The organism is Rhodococcus sp. (in: high G+C Gram-positive bacteria) (assembly GCF_049299235.1).
In the GTDB taxonomy this organism is placed as follows: Bacteria; Actinomycetota; Actinomycetes; order Mycobacteriales; family Mycobacteriaceae; genus Rhodococcus.
The window spans coordinates 1-20,084 of record NZ_JBAQXC010000102.1 but is presented as its reverse complement, the minus strand read 5'-3'; the positions used below and the strand labels follow the sequence as shown (position 1 = coordinate 20,084).

19 protein-coding genes and 1 tRNA gene are annotated in these 20,084 nt (G+C 66.3%); 9 read left to right on the top strand and 11 right to left on the bottom strand.

Features of this window, described 5'->3' with window-relative positions; all coding sequences use genetic code 11:
- Positions 1-195: 195 nt before the first annotated feature.
- Positions 196-1,224, top strand: a complete 1,029-nt coding sequence (locus tag WAX14_RS05985; protein WP_422627171.1) for an isopenicillin N synthase family dioxygenase — start codon at positions 196-198, stop codon at positions 1,222-1,224.
- Between the two features lie 29 nt (positions 1,225-1,253).
- On the opposite strand, the gene WAX14_RS05980 is transcribed toward WAX14_RS05985, so the two are convergent.
- Together WAX14_RS05980 and WAX14_RS05975 are read right to left on the bottom strand one after the other, a co-directional pair.
- Entirely contained in the window at positions 1,254-1,361 is a 108-nt protein-coding gene (locus tag WAX14_RS05980) for a methionine/alanine import family NSS transporter small subunit (RefSeq protein ID WP_422627170.1), read from the bottom strand.
- Entirely contained in the window at positions 1,358-2,959 is a 1,602-nt protein-coding gene (locus WAX14_RS05975) for a sodium-dependent transporter (protein WP_422627169.1), read from the bottom strand. The genes WAX14_RS05980 and WAX14_RS05975 overlap by 4 nt, the downstream gene beginning before the upstream one ends.
- A 181-nt stretch (positions 2,960-3,140) precedes the next feature.
- On the opposite strand from WAX14_RS05975, the gene WAX14_RS05970 reads away from it, so the two are divergent.
- Both WAX14_RS05970 and WAX14_RS05965 read left to right on the top strand, forming a co-directional pair.
- The gene (locus WAX14_RS05970; protein WP_422627168.1) at positions 3,141-3,716 is read left to right on the top strand and encodes a potassium channel family protein; all 576 of its coding nucleotides are present in this window, start codon (positions 3,141-3,143) and stop codon (positions 3,714-3,716) included.
- A gap of 356 nt (positions 3,717-4,072) precedes the next feature.
- Positions 4,073-4,270, top strand: coding sequence for a hypothetical protein (locus WAX14_RS05965; RefSeq protein WP_422627167.1), 198 nt, complete (start codon positions 4,073-4,075; stop codon positions 4,268-4,270).
- Between the two features lie 103 nt (positions 4,271-4,373).
- Here WAX14_RS05965 and WAX14_RS05960 read toward each other — a convergent pair whose 3' ends face one another.
- Complete coding sequence (locus WAX14_RS05960) at positions 4,374-5,357, bottom strand: ERCC4 domain-containing protein (RefSeq protein WP_422627166.1); 984 nt, start codon at positions 5,355-5,357, stop codon at positions 4,374-4,376.
- Positions 5,358-5,449: 92 nt separating this feature from the next.
- Complete coding sequence (locus tag WAX14_RS05955) at positions 5,450-5,977, bottom strand: hypothetical protein (RefSeq protein ID WP_422627165.1); 528 nt, start codon at positions 5,975-5,977, stop codon at positions 5,450-5,452.
- 234 nt (positions 5,978-6,211) lie between these two features.
- On the opposite strand from WAX14_RS05955, the gene WAX14_RS05950 reads away from it, so the two are divergent.
- Positions 6,212-6,553: a YciI family protein gene (locus WAX14_RS05950; RefSeq protein WP_422627164.1), complete on the top strand. Its 342-nt coding sequence runs from the start codon at positions 6,212-6,214 to the stop codon at positions 6,551-6,553.
- Positions 6,554-6,567: 14 nt separating this feature from the next.
- On the opposite strand, the gene WAX14_RS05945 is transcribed toward WAX14_RS05950, so the two are convergent.
- A complete protein-coding gene (locus tag WAX14_RS05945; RefSeq protein WP_422627163.1) occupies positions 6,568-8,724 on the bottom strand; it encodes a DUF6924 domain-containing protein in 2,157 nt (718 codons plus the stop codon).
- Positions 8,725-8,845: 121 nt separating this feature from the next.
- Positions 8,846-8,922, bottom strand: a tRNA-Leu gene (locus WAX14_RS05940).
- 121 nt (positions 8,923-9,043) lie between these two features.
- Here WAX14_RS05940 and WAX14_RS05935 point away from each other — a divergent pair.
- From WAX14_RS05935 to WAX14_RS05920, 4 genes are all read left to right on the top strand, one after another.
- On the top strand, positions 9,044-9,658 hold the full coding sequence (locus WAX14_RS05935; RefSeq protein ID WP_422627162.1) for an ANTAR domain-containing response regulator: 615 nt from the start codon (positions 9,044-9,046) through the stop codon (positions 9,656-9,658).
- Positions 9,659-9,822: 164 nt separating this feature from the next.
- Positions 9,823-11,145: an ABC transporter substrate-binding protein gene (locus WAX14_RS05930; protein ID WP_422627161.1), complete on the top strand. Its 1,323-nt coding sequence runs from the start codon at positions 9,823-9,825 to the stop codon at positions 11,143-11,145.
- A 294-nt stretch (positions 11,146-11,439) separates the two neighbouring features.
- The gene (locus tag WAX14_RS05925) at positions 11,440-13,275 is read left to right on the top strand and encodes a ribonucleoside triphosphate reductase (protein WP_422627173.1); all 1,836 of its coding nucleotides are present in this window, start codon (positions 11,440-11,442) and stop codon (positions 13,273-13,275) included.
- Positions 13,272-13,988 (top strand): anaerobic ribonucleoside-triphosphate reductase activating protein, encoded by a 717-nt coding sequence (locus WAX14_RS05920; RefSeq protein ID WP_422627160.1) that lies wholly within the window; start codon positions 13,272-13,274, stop codon positions 13,986-13,988. Before WAX14_RS05925 ends, WAX14_RS05920 begins: the two co-directional genes overlap by 4 nt.
- A gap of 79 nt (positions 13,989-14,067) precedes the next feature.
- Here WAX14_RS05920 and WAX14_RS05915 read toward each other — a convergent pair whose 3' ends face one another.
- From WAX14_RS05915 to WAX14_RS05895, 5 genes are all read right to left on the bottom strand, one after another.
- A complete protein-coding gene (locus WAX14_RS05915; RefSeq protein ID WP_422627172.1) occupies positions 14,068-14,859 on the bottom strand; it encodes an ABC transporter ATP-binding protein in 792 nt (263 codons plus the stop codon).
- A 35-nt stretch (positions 14,860-14,894) separates the two neighbouring features.
- The gene (locus WAX14_RS05910) at positions 14,895-15,929 is read right to left on the bottom strand and encodes an ABC transporter ATP-binding protein (RefSeq protein WP_422627159.1); all 1,035 of its coding nucleotides are present in this window, start codon (positions 15,927-15,929) and stop codon (positions 14,895-14,897) included.
- Complete coding sequence (locus WAX14_RS05905) at positions 15,922-16,911, bottom strand: branched-chain amino acid ABC transporter permease (RefSeq protein WP_422627158.1); 990 nt, start codon at positions 16,909-16,911, stop codon at positions 15,922-15,924. The genes WAX14_RS05910 and WAX14_RS05905 overlap by 8 nt, the downstream gene beginning before the upstream one ends.
- A gap of 3 nt (positions 16,912-16,914) precedes the next feature.
- A complete protein-coding gene (locus WAX14_RS05900) occupies positions 16,915-18,270 on the bottom strand; it encodes an ABC transporter permease subunit (RefSeq protein ID WP_422627157.1) in 1,356 nt (451 codons plus the stop codon).
- A gap of 167 nt (positions 18,271-18,437) precedes the next feature.
- Positions 18,438-18,767, bottom strand: a complete 330-nt coding sequence (locus WAX14_RS05895) for a metal-sensitive transcriptional regulator (protein ID WP_422627156.1) — start codon at positions 18,765-18,767, stop codon at positions 18,438-18,440.
- A 120-nt stretch (positions 18,768-18,887) separates the two neighbouring features.
- Between WAX14_RS05895 and WAX14_RS05890 the strand changes: the two genes are divergently transcribed.
- A partial coding sequence (locus tag WAX14_RS05890; protein WP_422627155.1) for a 5'-3' exonuclease H3TH domain-containing protein occupies positions 18,888-20,084 on the top strand: 1,197 nt, incomplete at its 3' end.

Genomic DNA, 20,084 nt, shown 5'->3' with positions numbered 1-20,084 from the left:
CGCCACAATCGTCGCCGCCGCGATCGCCGCTGCCGTCGCGGCACCCCGCCGACACCCCGGCCCGGACGCACAGTCGCCGGACGCATAGTCGCCGGACGCTCCGCGCGGCCGACGCCACGGAATCTTCGGCGGCCGTGCACTGTTGTTGCAACCAGGGCCGCGCGCACGTCTCGGCCAGCCGGAAAGGACAGCACAGTGTCGGCCATCACCACATTGCCCGTCATCGACCTTGCGGACCTGCACCGAGGTCCCGAGGCACGCGCGGAGCTGCTGACCCGGTTGCGCACGGTGACCCACGAGATCGGGTTCTTCCACCTTGCCGGTCACGGCATCGACCCGGTGTTCGCCGATGCGCTCCTCGCCGCGGCCCGCCGGTTCTTCGCGCTGCCCGCTGCCGAGAAACTCGAGATCGAAAACGTGCATTCCCCGCAGTTCCGCGGATACACCCGCATCGGCGGTGAACGGACCCAGGGCACCGTCGATTGGCGGGAGCAGATCGACATCGGACCGGAACGCACCGCGGTCACCTCCGTCGATCCCGCGACACCGTGGGAGGTGCTGCACGGCCCGAACCTGTGGCCGGCGCAGATCCCCGAATTGCGCGATCTCGCGCTGCGCTGGATCGAGCAGGCCCAGGCCGTCGGGATCGTGCTACTGCGCGCCTGGGCCGAATCACTCGGCGCACCCGCCGGTTTCTTCGACGACGCGTTCGCCGATCCCGATCCGCTGCTCAAGATTGCTCGCTACCCCGGACATGACGGCTCGGTGACCGGGCAGGGCGTCGGCAGCCACAAGGACGTCGGGGTCCTCACCCTGCTGTATCCGGAACCCGGCAGCACCGGATTCCAGGTCGATCACGACGGCACCTGGATCGACGTCGATCCGCTGCCGGGCTGCTTCATCGTCAACATCGGTGAACTGCTCGAACTGGCCACCGGCGGCTATCTGGAGGCCACCGCACATCGGGTGCTGCCACCGGAACCCGGGACCGACCGTATCTCGCTGCCGTTCTTCCTCAACCCGGGTCTCGACAAGGCGCTGCCGGCCGTTGCGCTGCCGCCGGAGCTCGCGGCGAACGCACGCGGTGTCGGCACCGACGAACACGGTGGCACCCTGCACTCGGTGTACGGACTCAACGCGCTCAAATCCCGGCTGCGCGCCCACCCGAACGTGACCGAGCGGTATCACGCGGACCTGCTGTCCTCACCGGCTCTGCACGGGTGACGCCGGTACCCGAGTGCGGGCGGTAGCGCTCACTCCGGTTCGTCCGGGTGATTGCGTAGGTGGATGACGCTGGTGATCAACCCACCCCACAGGATCGCCAGGGCGAGGATCATTATCACGATCGCCGACGTGTTCACAGGTTTCCTCCCGGCTCGGTCTTCCCGGCGGAATCGGTCTTGTCGATCGAGGCGGTCTGTCCGCTCGGTACCGGGGGGTCGTCGTCTGTCTCGAAGTCGAGATCGATATCGCGGCGCCACGGCAGGAACGACATGCCGATTGCCAGGATGATCACCGCGGCCTGCACACCCCAGCCGAACGTCATCACCAGATCGTCGGGCAGCCCACCGTACCCTTCCCGTATCCGGTCCCGGATCTCGCTGAAGAGCATGTAGCCGAGCACGATCGGGGTGACGACACCGACGAAGACCTGCCACACCGGCCCCACCCGGAACGACGACACCGAGTTCAGGTGGTCGCGCAGTTCGGGCAGTCGTCGCAGCACCCACGCGATCACGACGATCGCCACGAACGCCACACCGACGATGCCGAACTGATTGGCGAACCTGTCGACCACATCGAGTGTGTTCAGACCGGTGGTCGTCGGGAACAACAGCAACGACACGATCGCCGAGGCACCACCGATGATCAGCACGGCCGGGACCTTGCCGAGGCCGGTCTTGTCCTCGAACGCGGACACCGTCACCTGGATGATGCTGATCATCGACGTGAATCCGGCGAACACGAGCGACGCGAAGAACAGCACACCGAAGATCGGTCCGCCCGGCATCTGCGACACGATCGCGGGGAACGCGATGAAGGCGAGACCGATACCGCCGGAGACGACCTCGCCGACTTGCACGCCCTGCGCCTGTGCCATGAACCCGAGCGCCGAGAACACGCCGATACCGGCCAGCACCTCGAAACTCGAGTTGGAGAAGCCGACGACGAGACCCGATCCGGTGAGGTTGGTCTTCTTCTTCAGGTACGACGAATAGGTGATCATGATGCCGAACGCCACGGACAGGGAGAAGAAGATCTGCGCGTAGGCCGCGATCCACACCCCGGTGTCGGTGAGCGCCTCCCAGTTCGGCGTGAAGAAGGCGTTGAGGCCTTCGGTGGCGCCGTCGAGGAACAGTGCCCGGATCACGAGGGCGCCGAACAGAATGACCAGCAGTGGCACGAAGATGCGGTTCGCATTGCCGATGCCGCGCTGCACGCCGAGTGCGAGCACGCCGAGCGCTGCCAGCCACACAAGTAGCAGAGGCCACGAGACTCCCGGCACGAAATCGAGGCCGAACGAGGCATCGGAGTCGACGCGCAGGAAGTCGGTCATGAAGAAGTGCTCGGGATCGTCACCCCACGCCTCGGAGATCGAAAAGTAGGTGTAGCACGCCGCCCACGCGACGATCACCGCGTAGTACACGCCGATGACGAAGCACACCAGCACCTGCCACCAGCCGAGGAATTCGCTGCCACGCGCCAACCGGCGAAACGCCAGCGGTGGCGATCCCCGGAACTTGTGACCCAGCGCGTAGTCGACGAACAGCAGGGGAATACCGGCGGAGAGCAGTGCCACCAGGTACGGGATCAGGAATGCGCCGCCGCCGTTCTCGTAGGCGACGTACGGGAACCGCCAGATGTTCCCCAAGCCGACGGCGGAACCGATCGCCGCCATGATGAACACCGACCGGCCCGACCACATTTCCCGCTTCGGCGTCACCTCGTGCTGTGCCATGGGCTCCGCTCCTTCGCTCGCTTCATGGTGCTAGACGCTATCGCTCACGTGGGGTGAACCGGGTGATTCCGGGTGCGGCGCGGCGTTTGCCCGGCAATTTGCCGCGGGTGATCACGCGCAGTCGCCTACCCTGAATCCGGTACGACGCTCGGCACCACGTCCACAGAGGTCAGGTGGATCCATGACCGAACCGCCTGGCCCACCGGTCCCGACGAGTGACGAATCCGGGCGACCCGAACGACTGTCCCGGCGGGACCGGCGGCGCATTCTGGTCCGCGCGCTGGCGCGCCCGGCGCTGATCGCACTGGTGCTGGTATTCGTCTATTTTTTGTTGCCGCTCGACCACGTCGGCGACCTGACGGCTGCGTTCGCGCTGGCCGCAGGAATCGTTGTGGTGATCGCTTTGGGCTGGTGGCAGATCCGCCGGATCATGGCCGCCGAGTATCCGGCCGTACAGGCCATCGAAGCCCTCACCACTGTCGTCGTGTTCTATCTCGTACTGTTCGCGACGGTGTTCTTCCGCATGTCGGTGGTGAATCCGGGCAGCTTCGACGAGCCGCTCTCGCGGATCGATGCCCTCTACTTCTGCCTGACCGTCTTCTCGACAGTAGGATTCGGTGACATCGCCGCGGTCAGCCAGGCCGCGCGGGTCGTCGTCACGGTGCAGATGGTCCTCAATCTGATCCTGATCGCTCTCGGTATCAGGCTCGTCACGGCCGCCGTGCAGTGGCGCCGGCGTCACCGTGGCGCCGGCTGACAAGGACTCGTCCGAACCGGGAATCCTTGACCGGCTGCCGTCCCTCCGTTGTTGTACGTCGGGGCTTCGAATTGAGGCCAAAGTCCCGAGTTTTCCGCCTCAGGTCACACTTCGATTGCGAGGTATATCCCACAGTGGATAGGATTGGTCACAATCACTGCCGCGAAATGGCGAGATGTCTCACGATTTTTCGTTGGCGGCCGTGTACGTGCAGAACATCACCGGGGCAACGAATCAATATGCAGGGAAGGTGAATCGACGCTCAGGTGCTGGTGCGCATGCCGTGGCCCGCAGGGGGTGCCGCGGAGTGGCTGCCATTCGGCGGTCGTCGAAGTTCGGCGTCGAAAGTTCTCACCATGACAACTGCCTCCCATGATCATCCGCGTTCACTCGATCGGTCGTTCTCCCGAGGTCGCCACGTGGCCGGAACCGTCGGGGTCGCTGCACTCGTCTCCGGTGTATCCGTCGGATTCCTGGCCGAATCGGCGATCTTCGGCCTCATCGTCGGAGTGTTGACGGTGGTCTGTGTTCTCCTCGCGGAGGTCATGATCTAGCGGTGAGGCGTCCGCTCGTTCTTCGTGGCCGATTCGCTCGAACTCGCGAGAACGCGCTGATCGGGCGGGTGGTCCGCACCAGTCGCCGCTGACGCGGGTCCGTTCAGGCGTCGTTCGGAGTAGGGTCCGCGGCGCGAAACGCTGTCCACACCTCTGGGCGCAACCGTCCACGGTCCGGCACGGCGATTCCCGCGGTGCGTGCCCACGCCCGCACCTGCGCGGTGGTGGGCTCTGTCGGTGTCGGTGTCGGTGCGGTTATGGCCGTCGCGGGCGCCGGGACGATCCGTTCACGCGCGACGGTATCGTCCTCGGCCCACTGGTGCGCTGCCGCGAGGAAGCGGTACGTCCACTCCTCGGCCAACGCCCGGGTTTCGCAGAACACCATCGGCACATTGGGATAGCGCACCTGCAATTCGGCGAGGCCGTCGGCGACCACCGCGGGCCGGACCCACCCGACCTTGAACACCGCCGAATAGCGATCCTCCACAACCACCGCGGCGCGGGGCAGCGCGGCGAGTTCGGCCATTGCAAAACGCAACTTGCCATTGGTGAGGCTCGACACCAGATCGTCGAGCGACTTGCGCTCCACCGAGGCCACCAGTTGATCGTCGGCGAGCAGACCGTAGTCTCCGCACGCCAACGGCCCGGTCACCGTACTGACCTGCTGGTTCGAGAACTTGTAGGCGTAGCGTTCGTGCGAGTCGACGACGATGGTCAGGTCGGCGAGTCCCGCAGCGCGCGCAGTGGGCGTACGCACCTGAGGACGAGCCTGTTTCCGGGTGCGCGGCGACTGCCAGAACACCATGTCACGGCCGCGTGCCTTGGTGTACACGATCTGTGAGCGGCTTTCCCGGCTCCGGTCCACCACGAGATCGATTGCGGCACCGCGCCGCACACACGACCGCACTGCGCAGCGCTCGACGACATCGGCGTCGGAGGGCCACTCGCCGACCGAAACCGGGTAGCAGAACAGAGCTTTCGTGCGCGGCCACGTGTCGGACGTCCGGAAGACGAGCCCACCGTCGAGTGGAAGCCGCAACAGGAACGGCAGGCTCGAATTCGGGTCCGGGTTGCGTGCGATCACCATCTCCACGATCGTCGGCCGCCTTCCGTTCGTTCGCTCAACGAGGTCGCCTCACCCTAATGTGCGACGACCGGTCGAATCAGCGGCCTCGAACGCTACCGACCGGGCACGATGTCGATGTTGCCCGTGCACACCGCGTTCTGTGTGTTGAGGAACCACCAGCCCGCGCCGGTCTGGGCGGTGACCGTGAAGTCCACGTTCCCGACTCCCGTGAACGTCCGGTTGATCGGGATGCCGGGCTTCTGGTTCCAGGCGGCCGGATCGCTCACCGAACGCCCGGACTCCCCGGTGGTGTTGTTGTGCCAGTCGACGAGAACCTGCGTGCCGTACCAGTTGGGTCCGATGCTCGGGATGAGCCCCGGGGGCGGTGCGGGAAGGTCGTTGCCGCCGCTGAGCAACAGTGACGGCACGAGCGCGTCCCCGTTCGGCGGCAGCGATTCACCGGAACCGGCGGTGACCGTCCAAGTGAATGCCGGTGCCCACGGCAGCGGGTTCGCGCTGCCACAGGCCATCGTGGTCGACGTCGCCGCGCCGGCGACACCGCCCCCGACGATCGTCGCAGCGGCCACCCCAGCGGCGGCCACGATGGACGCACCCGTGCGTCGGACCGTTCGTGTACCCATGAAGTCTTCTCCTTCGCGTTGTCGAGATTCGGGAACCAGCACACCCTTCCTATCGGGTCTGCGTCGATTCGTCCCGGTTCTGATCGCCCGTGTCGCGGAAGATGCTCGGCGGCAACGGGGGATCATCGGAGCTCCACCGAACTGTCGGGCGTGATCGACCGACTTGAATGCGCTGTGTACCTGCGTCGGCGAGGATGGGGCCGACAAGTGACATGGAAAGAAGGAGCCGAAACGATGTCGAAGTACCTGATCTCGTTCCCGAGTGACGCCATGATCATTCCCGCCGAAGGATTGCAGGCCGTCTCGGAAACGTCGCATGCGGTGGTGCAGGAGGCGAAGGACGCCGGTGTCTGGGTGTTCGGTGGCGGCATCGACGCGAGCGTTCCGCCCGTCATGGTCGCAGGAGACGGCACGGTGACGGCGGGCACGTACCCGCAGACGGCAGAGCTCGACGGTGGTTTTGCGGTACTGGAGCTGCCCTCCCGCGAGGCGGCGCTGGAGTGGGCCGCGAAGATCGCGGTTGCCTGCCGATGCGCGCAGGAGGTACGCGTGTTCGGGGATGATCCCGCGAGCTGACGAGATTCGTGCGTTCAGGGTTCACCGGGGCCGACGATCCGCATCCCCTCCGGCGGCACCTCCCGGACGATGAACTCGTCGGCGACGTCCGTCACGACGGCCACATAGAACACCGGCCGTCCGTCGACGTGCAGGTGGCATCCGATGCTCAATCCCGCAATGCGCGGGATCCGCTGCATGATCGGTTCGCCGCCCGCGAGGTCGCTGTCGGGATGCAGTCGTGCGGCTTCGCCGAGAACGGCCCGTTGGACGCTCCCGCGGTCGATCAGGTCGTCGTCATCGGTCAGTATCAACGAGTTCACCGGCTCGGTGCAGGTGAAGGGCACTTCGAGCCGCATTGGTTGCGGCACTCCGTCCTGGTGTGCGGGCGGAACGTAGGGCGCGTTCGTGACGCGGTACGCCGTGATCGGTCGATGGGAGACGGAGTCGAGGACCACCGTCCAGTAGCCGTGGGGCGTCGGCACGGTCCCGCGCAATGCCGGCCCCCCGCGTGCGGTCGCGTCCAGGAACTCGTCGTAGCCGAGAAGTTCGGCACGCGTTCCGTGGTCGGTGTCGCGGGTGCGCGCATGGACCTCGGCCAGGTCGACCTCGAACAGGGCGACCGGATGACGGTACTTCCATCCGGTGATCTGGGCATGCAACTCCCGGAGGACGTCGGTGTGCAGATCTCCCGCGATCCAGTGCGCGACGTCCCGCGTGGTCACGTTCTCGACGGGCCGTGCAGGTTCCGGGAAACCACGAAACACCCCGTCCTCGTCGGCGCTGTCCGCGAAGGATTCGAAGTCCATGTTCGCGATCGACAGGTTGTTCTCCACGCCGCACATCTCCGCGGGGACGACGCGGAAGGTTCGTCCGCGCGGACGCTGCGGTTCGTCGGGCCCGGTGTAGACGGCGACGATGGGCATCTCGGGGTTGTTCACCGTCTCGGCGTCGACGAGAAACACGTAGTAGGGCGGAGGTTCGCCGATCGCGTCGAGAAGTCCGTCGACGGTCAACCCGTCGTAGTCCGGGTTGTCGATGCAGGTGAGGTAGGCGGCGAACTCGGTGCCGTCTCCCTGCGGTATCGGAGCCGTGGCTGCGACGGCGATATCTCGCCAGGCGGCGGCGTCGGTGAAGTCGGTACGGATGAGCAGTGATTCGTCCTCGAGATACTCGGTCAGGACTCGTCCTGTTCCGAGGGTGGCGAGCACCTCCGCGTCGCGGCGATCGCGCTCCTCGGCGGCGAGTTCGGCCACGATCCGGGCGGGATCACGATCGGGTGGGTCGACCGGAACGATCGAGTCCACGATTCGGGCACAGTCGTCCCGGTCGATGTCCTGGTGGCTGCGGATCTCGTACGTCCAGTCACCGACGGACCGGCGGTAGCGTTCCGGCGTCGCGTCGTTCGGCCATTCGGTTTTCGGTTCGCCGATCGCGCTCACCCAGTGGCGCAGCGTGAATTGTGGCGCATACCCGCTGATCGCCACGCTCAGTTCGCCGGTGCGGGCATCGCCGGATTGAGACTGTGCGTTTGTCGTCAACGGCAGCCACGTCGGGAGCGCCTGAGGAATCCCGGCCAGAACACGCTGCCGTTCCTCGTGCTCACGCCGGAGTTTCGCGACGTCGTCCTCGGCCGGGCGCGACGGCCCCGACCAGATGAACAACGTGGGTTCGAACGCGTCGTCGAGGCTGGGGTTGTCGAGTTCCATCCAGTCCTCGCCCCGCTGCCACCGCACCGCGATACCGAGTTCCGCGTCGAACACGTAGGTGACCGCGTCGTTGGTGTGCTGGTCGACGGCGCTCACCTCCCAGCCGTCGCGGCCACGAACACGGACGGCCCGGGGTGCACTCGGTGCGACGAATCGTCGGTCGCCGAACCTGGGAGTTGTCCCGGGTGGAAACATGTCGTAGGCACGCAGGAGAAGCGACGGTGAGCCAGAACCGGTGGTGACGTAGATGGTGTTGGGGGACGTGACGGTGTGCACCATCGTGCCGTCCTCGCCGCGTGACCACCTGTCGGTGGCGTTCGCGATGAACGTGGGCTCACCGGACTCGTTCTCGTAGCGCCAGCATTCGTCGGGTGCGTGCCACACGCGCATCCGGGATCCGTCCGGCAGGTGGACCGTCCCACGAGTGGTGCGTCCCATCGTGCCGTAGTTCGAGCCTCGGATCTGCTCCCACGTCGGCGCCATGATCGGAACGTACCCGACCTGTGCGTCACTGTTCGGCACGGACAGCTCTGCCGGGCGCGATCGGAATCCCGGATGTGCGTGAGGCGCATGTGCACACACCGGCCGGTGGCCGGCAGTGTTGTGGTGCCCCCGGTGAGACTCGAACTCACACTGGACGGGTTTTGAATCCGTTGCCTCTGCCAATTGGGCTACGGGGGCGTCGTGCGGAGACCACTGTAAGGGATCGGGCGGAACGGTCGAACACCGGTACCCTTCTATCGTTCCGTCCGTGATGTCCGGGTGGTCCGAGTGACCCCGAGCGATGAGGAGAAGGCCGACGATGACAGGCGCCCCGCACGAGAACTCCACCGCGCCCCGACGGGTGGTGGTCGCCGAGGACGAGGCGCTGATCAGGCTCGATCTCGTCGAAATGCTCCGCGAGGAAGGCTACGACGTCGTCGGCGAGGCCGGTGACGGACAACGTGCCGTCGAACTCGCCGCCGAGTTGAAACCCGACCTGGTGATCATGGACGTGAAGATGCCGCGCCGTGACGGCATCGATGCGGCATCGGAGATCGCGGAGCGCCGGATCGCGCCGGTGGTGATTCTCACAGCGTTCAGTCAGCGTGAACTCGTCGAGCGAGCCCGCGACGCCGGTGCGATGGCCTATCTGGTCAAGCCGTTCTCGAAGTCCGATCTGGTGCCCGCGATCGAGGTGGCCGCGAGTCGCTTCTCCGAGATCCGTGAACTCGAGCGGGAGATCGCCGGACTCACCGAGCGGTTCGAAGTCCGCAAACTCGTCGATCGGGCGAAGGGCATGTTGATGGACGCGCACGCGATGACCGAACCGGAGGCGTTCCGCTGGATCCAGCGCGCCGCGATGGATCGCCGGACCACGATGAAGCAGGTCGCGGAGGTCGTCATCGAGACACTCGGCGTGGAGGCCGAGGGCTGAACCCACCTCCGGTCGTTACGGCCACGTCAATTCTCCCCCTCTGAATATAACGGTCGGATCACAACGATTTCGGCGTGGTTCGCCGCCGTCCTCGGACGGTTATGTTTCGAGCCACGACCGGTGAATCCACCGGAATGCGTTGAGGTCGACAGAAGGAGAGTTGGATGGCACAACGGACCCTCGTCCGTGCCGCTGCACTCTTGGGCGCAGCGTCACTCGCCCTCGCCGGTTGCAGTTCGGACAGCGATTCCGCGTCGGACAGTTCCGCGGGCACCTCCGGTGATACGACCACAGTCACCACCGACTGCGAGCCGGATCAGGCCACCGCCGGTGCGACGCCGGTGACCACGCCGTTGCGGATCGGCACGTTGCTGCCGGAAACGGGCAGCCTCTCGTTCCTGGGGCCGCCGATGGTCGCGGGGACCCGGCTCGGTGTCGACGACGTCAACGCCGCCGGTGGTGTGCTCGCCCAGCCCGTCGAGTTGATCACCGGCGACTCGGGCGACACCACCACGGACACCGCGAACGCCACCGTCGACCGTGAACTCGCCGCCGGAACCCAGGTGATCGTGGGCGCGGCGTCGTCGTCGGTGTCACTCAAAGTGATCGACAAGGTCGTCAGCGCCGGCGTGGTGATGTTCTCGCCGGCGAATACGTCCGACCAGTTCGTCTGCTACCCGGACAAGGGCATGTACTTCCGCACCGCGCCGACGGATGTGCTGCAGGCGCAGGCACTGTCGCAACTCATCGCCGAGGACGGCGCGCAGCGAGTGTCGGTGATCGCGCTGAACGATCCGTACGGGACGGGTCTGGCCGCGAACACCGTCGACAATCTCGTGGAGGCCGGTATCCCGGAGGATCAGATCCAGAAGATCATCTACGATCCGAACGCACAGTCGTTCAACGCCGAGGTCGACCAGATCAAGGACTTCGCGCCGGATGCGGTGGCGCTCATCGGTTTCGAGGAATCCGCGAAGATCATCACCCGTATGCACGAGGTCGGCATCGGTCCGTCCGACGGCATGCACGTGTACGGCGTGGACGGCAACATGGGCAACGCGCTGGGGGAGAACATCGCCCCCGGCTTGCTGGCCGGAATGCGCGGCACCACCCCGCTCACCGACGTCGGACCCGAGTTCCAGGACCGCCTGAAGGTCGTCGATCCGGGCCTGATCGACTACAACTACGCGGGCGAATCCTATGATGCCGTGGTGATCTCGGCTCTCGCGGCCGAGCAGGCCGGCTCGACCGCCGGTGTCGACATCGCCGCGAACATCAACGACGTCACCAAGGACGGCACCAAGTGCACCAGCTACCAGCAGTGTCTGGATCTGCTGCGCGCCGGGGAGAACATCGACTACGACGGCATCACCGGTGAATTGAGCTTCACCGACGCCGGCGAACCCGGAGTCGGGTCCTACGGCAACCTGCTGTTCGGGCCGGACAACACCATCACGACCGAAGGATTCATCGTCGTCGGGGGCTGAACGTCCACGCGAGAGCAGGGCCGGGAATCGTCGGATTCCCGGCCCTGCTCTCGTTGTTCGGCGACCAAAGTCAGCTCAGAATAGCTACATATGGTGCCTTACGTACTCCTCGAACCCTACATATAGTTACTCCCGCAGTGGTGTGGTGGATCGACTGCCGTCATCGGCGACCGGACGAACCCGCGATACCACGCACAGTCCGCACATGTCTCGAGGAAGCCGGAGGAACCAACCATGTTCGACAGAGCACCGCTCGACAGGACCACGCTCGACAGGGCCACACCCGACAGGACCATGCCCGACAGTGGTATAGCGGTCGCGGTCGCCGACACCGTCGACGAGTATCTCGACCGCTCGGATTGGCGGATCAACGCCAACGCGAACCAGGGCTACTCCCTGGGCGGTCTGATCCTGAACACCGCGGGCAAAATCACCGCGAACTACTGGCTCTCCCATGTGTACCGCCCCGAGATCGGACGAGCACACCGCGAGGGCGACCTGCACATCCACGACCTCGACATGTTCGCGGGATACTGTGCCGGCTGGTCACTCAAAACCGTACTGCGGGAAGGACTCAACGGCATCCCGGGCAAGGTGGACGCCACACCGCCGAAGCACCTGTCCTCGGCGGTCGGACAGATCGTGAACTTCCTCGGTTGCCTGCAGAACGAATGGGCAGGCGCACAGGCATTCAGTTCGTTCGACACCTACACCGCCCCGTTCGTCCGCAAGGACAACCTGAGCTACGCCGAAGTGCGCCAAGCGATCCAGGAGTTGGTCTACAACCTGAACGTGCCGTCACGCTGGGGCACCCAGACCCCGTTCACCAACCTCACCTTCGACTGGACCTGCCCCGACGACCTCGTGGACGAGGTCCCGATCATCGGCGGGGAGGACATGCCGTTCACCTACGGTGACCTGCACGCCGAGATGGACATGATCAACCGCGCCTACATCGAGGTCATGACGGCGGGCGATGCCTCCGGGCGGGTGTTCACCTTCCCGATCCCGACCTACAACATCACCCGCGACTTCGACTGGGACTCGCCGCGCGCCGACGCGCTGTTCGACATGACCGCGAAGTACGGCCTGCCGTACTTCCAGAACTTCGTGAACTCCGACCTCGAACCGAACATGGTGCGGTCGATGTGCTGCCGGCTGCAACTGGACCTGCGTGAACTCCTCAAGCGGGGCAACGGCCTGTTCGGCTCGGCCGAGCAGACCGGTTCGCTCGGTGTGGTCACGATCAACATGTCCCGGCTGGGCTACCTGCACGCGGGCGACGAAACCGGACTGCTCCGGGCACTCGACACGCTCCTCGGGCTGGCACGCGACTCCTTGGAGACCAAACGCGAGGTGATCGGGCACTACATCGACGAGGGCCTGTTCCCGTACACCAAGCGCTACCTGGGCACCCTCGACAATCATTTCTCGACGATCGGTGTCAACGGCATCAACGAGATGGTCCGCAACTTCACCCGCGACGCATACGACCTCACCGACCCACGCGGCCACGACCTCACCGTCCGGCTCCTCGACCACATCCGTGCCCGCATGGTGGAGCTCCAGGAGGCTACCGGGCACCTGTACAACCTGGAGGCCACCCCGGCCGAGGGCACCACCTACCGGTTCGCCAAGGAGGACCGCAAGCGGTTCGACGGCATCATCCACGCCGGGACGGACAGCAACCCGTACTACACCAATTCGTCCCAGTTGCCGGTCGGTTTCACCGACGACCCGTTCGAGGCCCTCGAGCGGCAGGACGACCTGCAACGCAAGTACACCGGCGGTACGGTCCTGCACCTGTACATGTCGGAGCGACTTTCGAGTGCCGACGCCTGTCGGGAACTCGTCCGGCGCGCCTTGACGCGTTTCCGGCTGCCCTATCTGACGGTCACCCCGACGTTCTCGATCTGCCCGTCGCACGGCTACCTCGCGGGTGAGCACCCCACGTGTGGTCGGTGCGCCCAGGAGCATCCCGACGCGGAGCCACAGATCTGCGAGGTCTGGACTCGCGTCATGGGCTATTTCCGCCCGGTGTCGTCGTTCAACGTGGGCAAGAAGGGGGAGCATGCCGAGCGGGTGTCCTTCGAGGAAACCCGCGCGGCCGCATCCTGGTCCGCTGCATGACTCCCGAAACCACGGTGGCCGACGTGTCCATCGCCGGGCTCGTCCGTCTCTCCACCTGCGACTGGCCCGGCCGGCTCGTGGCCACCGTGTTCCTGCAGGGCTGCCCGTGGCAGTGCACGTACTGCCAGAATCCGAATCTGATCGATCCCCGCTCGGCCGGGGCGCTCGGCTGGGATCAGGTGCGGGACTTCCTGTCCCGACGGCACGGCCTGCTCGACGGGGTGGTCTTCTCCGGCGGTGAACCCACCCGGCAACCCGGTCTGGTCGCAGCGACGGAGTGGGTGCGCGCAACGGGATTCGGCGTCGGCCTGCACACCGCAGGTGCGTATCCGGCGCGTCTGGTCGCGGTTCTTCCGCTGCTCGACTGGGTCGGGCTCGACATCAAGGCACTGCCGGAGAGCTATCACCTCGTCACCGGGACGGCGTCGAGCGCGGAGCGCGCCTTCGAGTCGCTGCGCCTGCTGGTCGACTCCGGGGTCGACCACGAGGTTCGGATCACCGTCGATCCCACGGTGCACACCGCCGAGCATGTGTCGGCGCTCGTCGAGAGGGTGCGCCGCGCCGGCGCCGCCGAGGTCGTGCTCCAGGAGGCCCGCGCGGTGGGCACCCGCCCCGGCTACGCCGATGCTCTCGCCGGCCGGACCCTGCGCGATGTGATCGATTCCCCGCCGGCGGGTGTCTCGGTCCGGGGCGCCGCCGCCTCGGTCGGGTAGCGCACGCACCGTGATGCCCGTGCGACGGCAGGGCCGGGAATCAGCGGATTCCCGGCCCCACCAGGGCTGTTCGGCCCGGTCAGGTTCGCTTTTTCTCCTGACTTCCCGCGAGCGTGCCCAGATAGAGTTCGATCACCTTCGGGTCGTGCATGAGGTTCGCTCCGGTGTCGGTGTAGGCGTTGCGGCCCTGGTCGAGGACGTAGCCGCGATCACAGATCTGCAGGCAGCGCCGCGCATTCTGCTCGACCATGATGATCGACACCCCGGCGGCGTTGATCTTCTTGCACCGGATGAAGACCTCGTCCTGGAACATCGGGGACAGGCCCGCCGACGGTTCGTCGAGCAACAGCACCGACGGATCCATCATCAGTGCCCGGCCCATCGCGACCATCTGCCGTTCGCCGCCGGACAGCGCCCCGGCCTTGACCTTCCGACGTTCGGCGAGCAGCGGGAACAACTCCGACACGAACGCGAACCGTTCGGTGAACTGTTTGGGCCGCAAATAGATTCCCATCTCGAGGTTCTCCTCGATGGTGAGCGACGGGAACACGTTGCGGGTCTGCGGCACGTATCCGAGTCCCTTGCGGACCAGGACGTGCGCCGGCGCGGCCGCGATGGTCTCGCCGCGGAGCGTGACGTCGCCCTGCCGGACCGGGATCAACCCGAACAGGGCCTTGAGCAGCGTCGACTTTCCGGCGCCGTTCGGTCCGATGATCCCGACGATCTCTCCGTCCCGCAGAAAGAAGTTGCAGCCGCGCAGGATGTCCACGCCGGGGAAGTAGCCGGCGACCAGGTCGTCGGCCCGCAGCAGTGCACCCTCGGCGAGTCGGGCGTGTTCGCGGGGTGTCGCGGCGAGTTCGGCGGCGGTCATCCCGGTGCCGGGTGTGGCGGGGGAGGGGATCTCGGTCACGGTCGTTTCTCCTCGGTGCCGGGCGGTGCTGCGTCGGGCAGGTCGGCGAGCACTGCGGCGTCCGGTTCGGACAGGTCGCCACCCGTCTCCAGCGTGGCGACGACCGCGTCCTCCAGTGCCTCGGCGAGGACGGCGGTCGCACCGATCGGGTTGCCCTCGTCGTCGAATTCGAGTGCCTGGTCGTGGTGGCTTCCCAGATAGGCGTCGACGACGGCACTGTTGCCCGACAACGCTTCCGGTGATGCCTCGGCGATCACCGATCCCTGCGCCATCACCACGACCCAGTCGGACACCTCGCGGATGACATCCATGTCGTGTTCGACGAACACGACCGTCATCCCGTCGTCGCGCAACGACTTGATGTGCCCGAGCAGACTCTGGGTGAGCGCCGGATTGACACCGGCCATCGGCTCGTCGAGCATGACCACCTCCGGGGAGGTCATCAGGGCCCGTGCCATCTCGAGGAGTTTGCGTTGACCACCGGACAGTGACCCGGCCAGGTCGTCGGCCTTCGCGTCGAGGGCGAACCGAGCAAGCAGGTCGTGGGCGCGTTCGGTGATCTCGCGTTCCTGCGTCTTCCAGGTCCACGGCAGCAGCGCCCCGACGATCCGTTCGCCGCGCTGCCCGGTCGCGCCGAGCCGAACATTGTCCAGGACGGTCATCTTCGACAGTGCCTTGGTGAGTTGGAAGGTGCGGACCATGCCGCGGCGGGCAACCCGATGCGGGTGCATCCGGCCGAGGTCGACCCCGTTCATGCTCCAGGTGCCGCTGTCCGGGCGGTCGAAGCCGGTGAGCAGGTTGAACAGGGTGGTCTTGCCGGCGCCGTTGGGTCCGATCAGGCCGGTGATACAGCCACGTTGGAACTCGAGGTGCGCGACGTCGACGGCCTTGAGCCCGCCGAACGCACGCGAGATTCCGTCGACGACGAGCACCGGATCGGGTTTGGCCACGCCGGGTTCCTGCGGTACCGCCGCGAACAACGCGGCACGGGTGGCCGCGTCGAGCGGCGACCGATCGGGGGCATTACGCATCGAGTTGCACCTCCCGCTTGTTGCCCAGGATGCCTTGCGGCCGGAACACCATCATCACCGCGATGAGTACACCGAGCAGAACGAATCGCATGGCGCCGACCTGCTGTTCGGTGAGCGGCAACAGCGGGTCCGGTCCTGAGATCGCTTGCCGCAGTAGCGCGTCGGGGATGGTCAGGAGAAACCAGAACAGCATGGCGCCCAGGACCGGACCGAAGACGGTGGCGGCGCCGCCGAGGATCAACGCGCCGAACGCGAAGAACGTCTGTGCCGTCGAATAGAAGTCCGGGTTGATCGACTTGGTTTGCAGGGCGTTGAACACGCCCCCGAGACCGCCGATGACGCCGCCGAGCACGAGGGCCTGCATCTTGTAGACGAACACGTTCTTGCCCAGGGACCGGGCGGCGTCCTCGTCTTCCCGGACCGCCTTGAGCACCCGGCCCCACGGACTGTGGCTGAGCAGGTAGACCACGCCGCACAGTGCCAGCACGAGGGTCCAGCCGACGAGCATCGCCCACAGGTCGTCGCCGTAGAAGCGCATCCCGAGGAGCGAGTACTGGCGACCCGAATCGAACGGGCTCAGCTCGGTGAACGGCCCGGCGAATCCGTAAAGGCCGTTGGTGGATCCGGTGACCGAATCCGATGCGGTGGAACGGAACACCAGGCGCAGGATTTCGGACGCGGCGATCGTCACGATGGCGAGATAGTCGGCGCGCAGGCGCAACGTGGGGATGCCGAGGACCAGGGCCAGCAGGGCGGCCGCGCCGAGGCCGACGAGGATGCCGAGCCACAGCGGCTGATCGTAGGTGACGGTCATGATGCCGACGCCGTAGCCGCCGAGCAACGCGAAACCGATCTGGCCGAAGTTCAGCAGGCCCGCATAGCCGAAGTGCAGGTTGAGTCCGATCGCGAGGAGCGCGTAGAAGATCGCGGACGGCCCGATGAGCTGGGCGAACGAAACCTGGAGTACAGCAACGATGTCCATGACTCACCCGATCCTTGCTCGGCTGCCGAGGATGCCCTGCGGTCGAATCACCAGGATCACGATCAGGATCAGCAGGCCACCGATGTATTTCAGGTCCGGGCTGATCACGAGGGTGGACAGTTGGACGACGAGACCGACGATCACACAACCGAGCAGCGCGCCGTAGGCGGTGCCGAGACCGCCGAGGGTGATGCCGGCGAACATCAGCAGCAGCAGTTTGAAACCCATCTCCCATTGCACGCGACCACCGAGCTCGGACAGTGCGTAGAGCACGCCGCCGAGCGCGGCGAGCGCACCGCCGAGCGCCCAGACGAACCGCACCACCTTCTCGACGTCGATACCGGACGACGCGGCCAGGTCCCGGTTGTCGGCGACCGCACGCATCGCCTTGCCGATCCGGGTGCGTTGCAGCAGCAGGGCTACCCCGATCAGCACCACGAGGCTGATCACGATGCAGGCGAGGTTGACCGGGGTGATCGCCAGTGGACCCCATTCGAGTTGCCGCTGACCCTGATAGTCGTGGAACGACTGGGTGCGGTCGGAAAAGAAGATGAGGATGAGGTAGCGCAACGCGATCGCGAGTCCGATCGACACGACGAGTTGCGCGATCAGCCCGGTGTGTCGACGCCGCAGCGGCGCCCAGATCAGTCCGTTGTTGAGCAGGCCGATGCCGATTCCGGCGACGACGGCCAGGATCGTGGCCGGGATGAGCTGGATGCCGAAGCTGACATTGAACACCCACGCGGCGACCGCCCCGAGGGTCACCAATTCGCCGTGCGCGAAGTTGGTCAGGCCGGTGGTTCCGAAGATCAGGCTCAGGCCGACGCCGGCGATCGCGATGATCAAGCCGAAACGCAGGCCGTCGACGACGGTGCGCAGGAGCTTCTCTCCGGTGCCGATCTCGGATCCGGATCGGGCTTCACCGAACGAGAAGATCACCACGTTCGACCGTCCGGCAACCACATCGCGTGCCACCGTGGTCTGCACGCTGACACCGTCCGGCAGGGTGTCGGTGTCCACTTCGAAGGTGTAGGTGCCCGGTTCCAGGGTCAGCTCCCACCGGCCGCCGTCGCCGGAGGTGGTTTCGGCAACGGGGCTTCCGGACGCGTCCGATGCCCGCACGGTGACTCCGACGAGTCGGTCCCCGCCGTTGTTGAGGCTGCCTCCGACGAGTACGCCGGACGCCGACTGTTCCGGCGCCGACGGAGGGGGTTGCGGCGGCGCTGTCGGTTCCTGCGCGAACGCACTACCGATCCCGGGCGCGGTCGCCGTCAGAATGAGCAGGAGCAACAGCAGTGTTCGGGCGAGCCGTCGTGGTAACGGCGGCGATCCTCGTCCGGGTCTGACGATTGGGGCCACTCGGGTCCTCCGCGCGCGTCGAGGTGGTCGAGCACGACGCCGGGGGACCGGCGTCGTGGAACCGGACTCTAGCGGCTGTGATCGCGTCGCACGGCGCTCTGGGATTTCCGTGTCGTTTCGGTTGGGTTTCGTCGTCCCGCAACCGAATACGAGGTGGTGTGCGGACCTCAGGAGCGGACGAGGCGGGCGATCGCGTCGGAGGCCTCTTTGATCTTGATCTGCGCGTCGTCGCCACCGCGGCGGGCCGCGTCGAGGACGCAGTGCTCGAGGTGGTCGTCGAGCAGACCCAGTGCGACGCCCTCGAGTGCCTTGGTGAGCGCGGAGATCTGGGTGAGGATGTCGATGCAGTACTGTTCCTCGTCCACCATTCGGTGGATCCCGCGGGCCTGGCCCTCGATCCTCTTGAGTCGCGCGAGGTAGCGGGCCTTGTCGCCCATGTAGCCGTGGGTGGTGTGGCAGGACTCGGGTTGGGCGGCCGGATCGTGTGCGTCGGTCATGTCCACAATCCTATACCCCAAGGGGGTATTCGGGCGGGGGTGCGGGCGTTTCGGCGGCGATCCGGGCACGCAACGCGATCGCTGCACGGACTGTCGGACCCGGTCCCTAGACTGGCTGCCGTGACTCGTGCATCCACCTCGTCTGCTCCCGCCGCCTCGAAGGGCGACCGTCCGACCCTGCTTCTGCTCGACGGTCACTCCCTGGCCTTCCGTGCCTTCTATGCGCTGCCCGCCGAGAACTTCACGACGCAGAGCGGCCTGACCACAAATGCGGTGTACGGCTTCACCTCGATGCTCATCAACTTGCTGCGCGACGAACAGCCCACCCACGTGGCGGCCGCATTCGACGTGAGCAGGCAGACGTTCCGCGCCGAGATGTACCCCGAGTACAAGGCGCAGCGCAGCTCGGCGCCCGACGAGTTCAAGGGTCAGATCGACATCACCAAGGATGTGCTCGGTGCACTCGGGATCTGTGTGATGGCCGAGGCGGGCTTCGAGGCCGACGACATCATCGCGACCCTCACCACCCAGGCCACCGCGCTCGGCTATCGGGTGCTCGTCGTCACCGGCGACCGCGACGCACTGCAACTCGTCACCGACGACGTCACGGTGCTCTACCCGAAGCGCGGAGTGTCGGACCTGACCCGATTCACCCCCGCCGCGGTCGAGGAGAAGTACGGGCTCACCCCCGCGCAGTACCCCGACTTCGCGGCACTGCGCGGAGACCCGAGCGACAACCTGCCCGGCATCCCCGGGGTGGGGGAGAAGACCGCAGCCAAGTGGATCTGCGAGTTCGGCGGCCTGACGAACCTGGTCGACCGCGTCGACGAGGTGCGCGGCAAGACCGGCGACGCCCTGCGCACGAACCTGAACAACGTGCTCATGAACCGGCGCCTGACCGAAATGGTCCGGGACATGGCGCTGCCGTACACGCCGGACCAGCTCGAGCTCGCACCGTGGGACCGCGACCGCATCCACCGACTGTTCGACGACCTCGAATTCAAGGTGCTGCGCGACCGCCTGTTCGCGACCCTCGCCTCCACCGAACCCGAAGCCGAGGAGGGGTTCGAGGTGCGCGGTGGCGCACTCGAGCCGGGTGCGCTCGCGGGTTGGCTCGCCGAGCACGCCGTCGCGGGGGTCCGCCACGGGCTGACGGTCGTCGGCTCCGGCACCCCCTACGGCGGCGATGCGACGGCACTGGCCGTCGCCGCGGCCGACGGTGACGGCGCGTACGTCACCACCGAGACCCTCACTCCCGAGGACGACGCGGCGCTCGCCGCCTGGCTCGCCGACCCGGGCACCCCGAAGGCGCTGCAC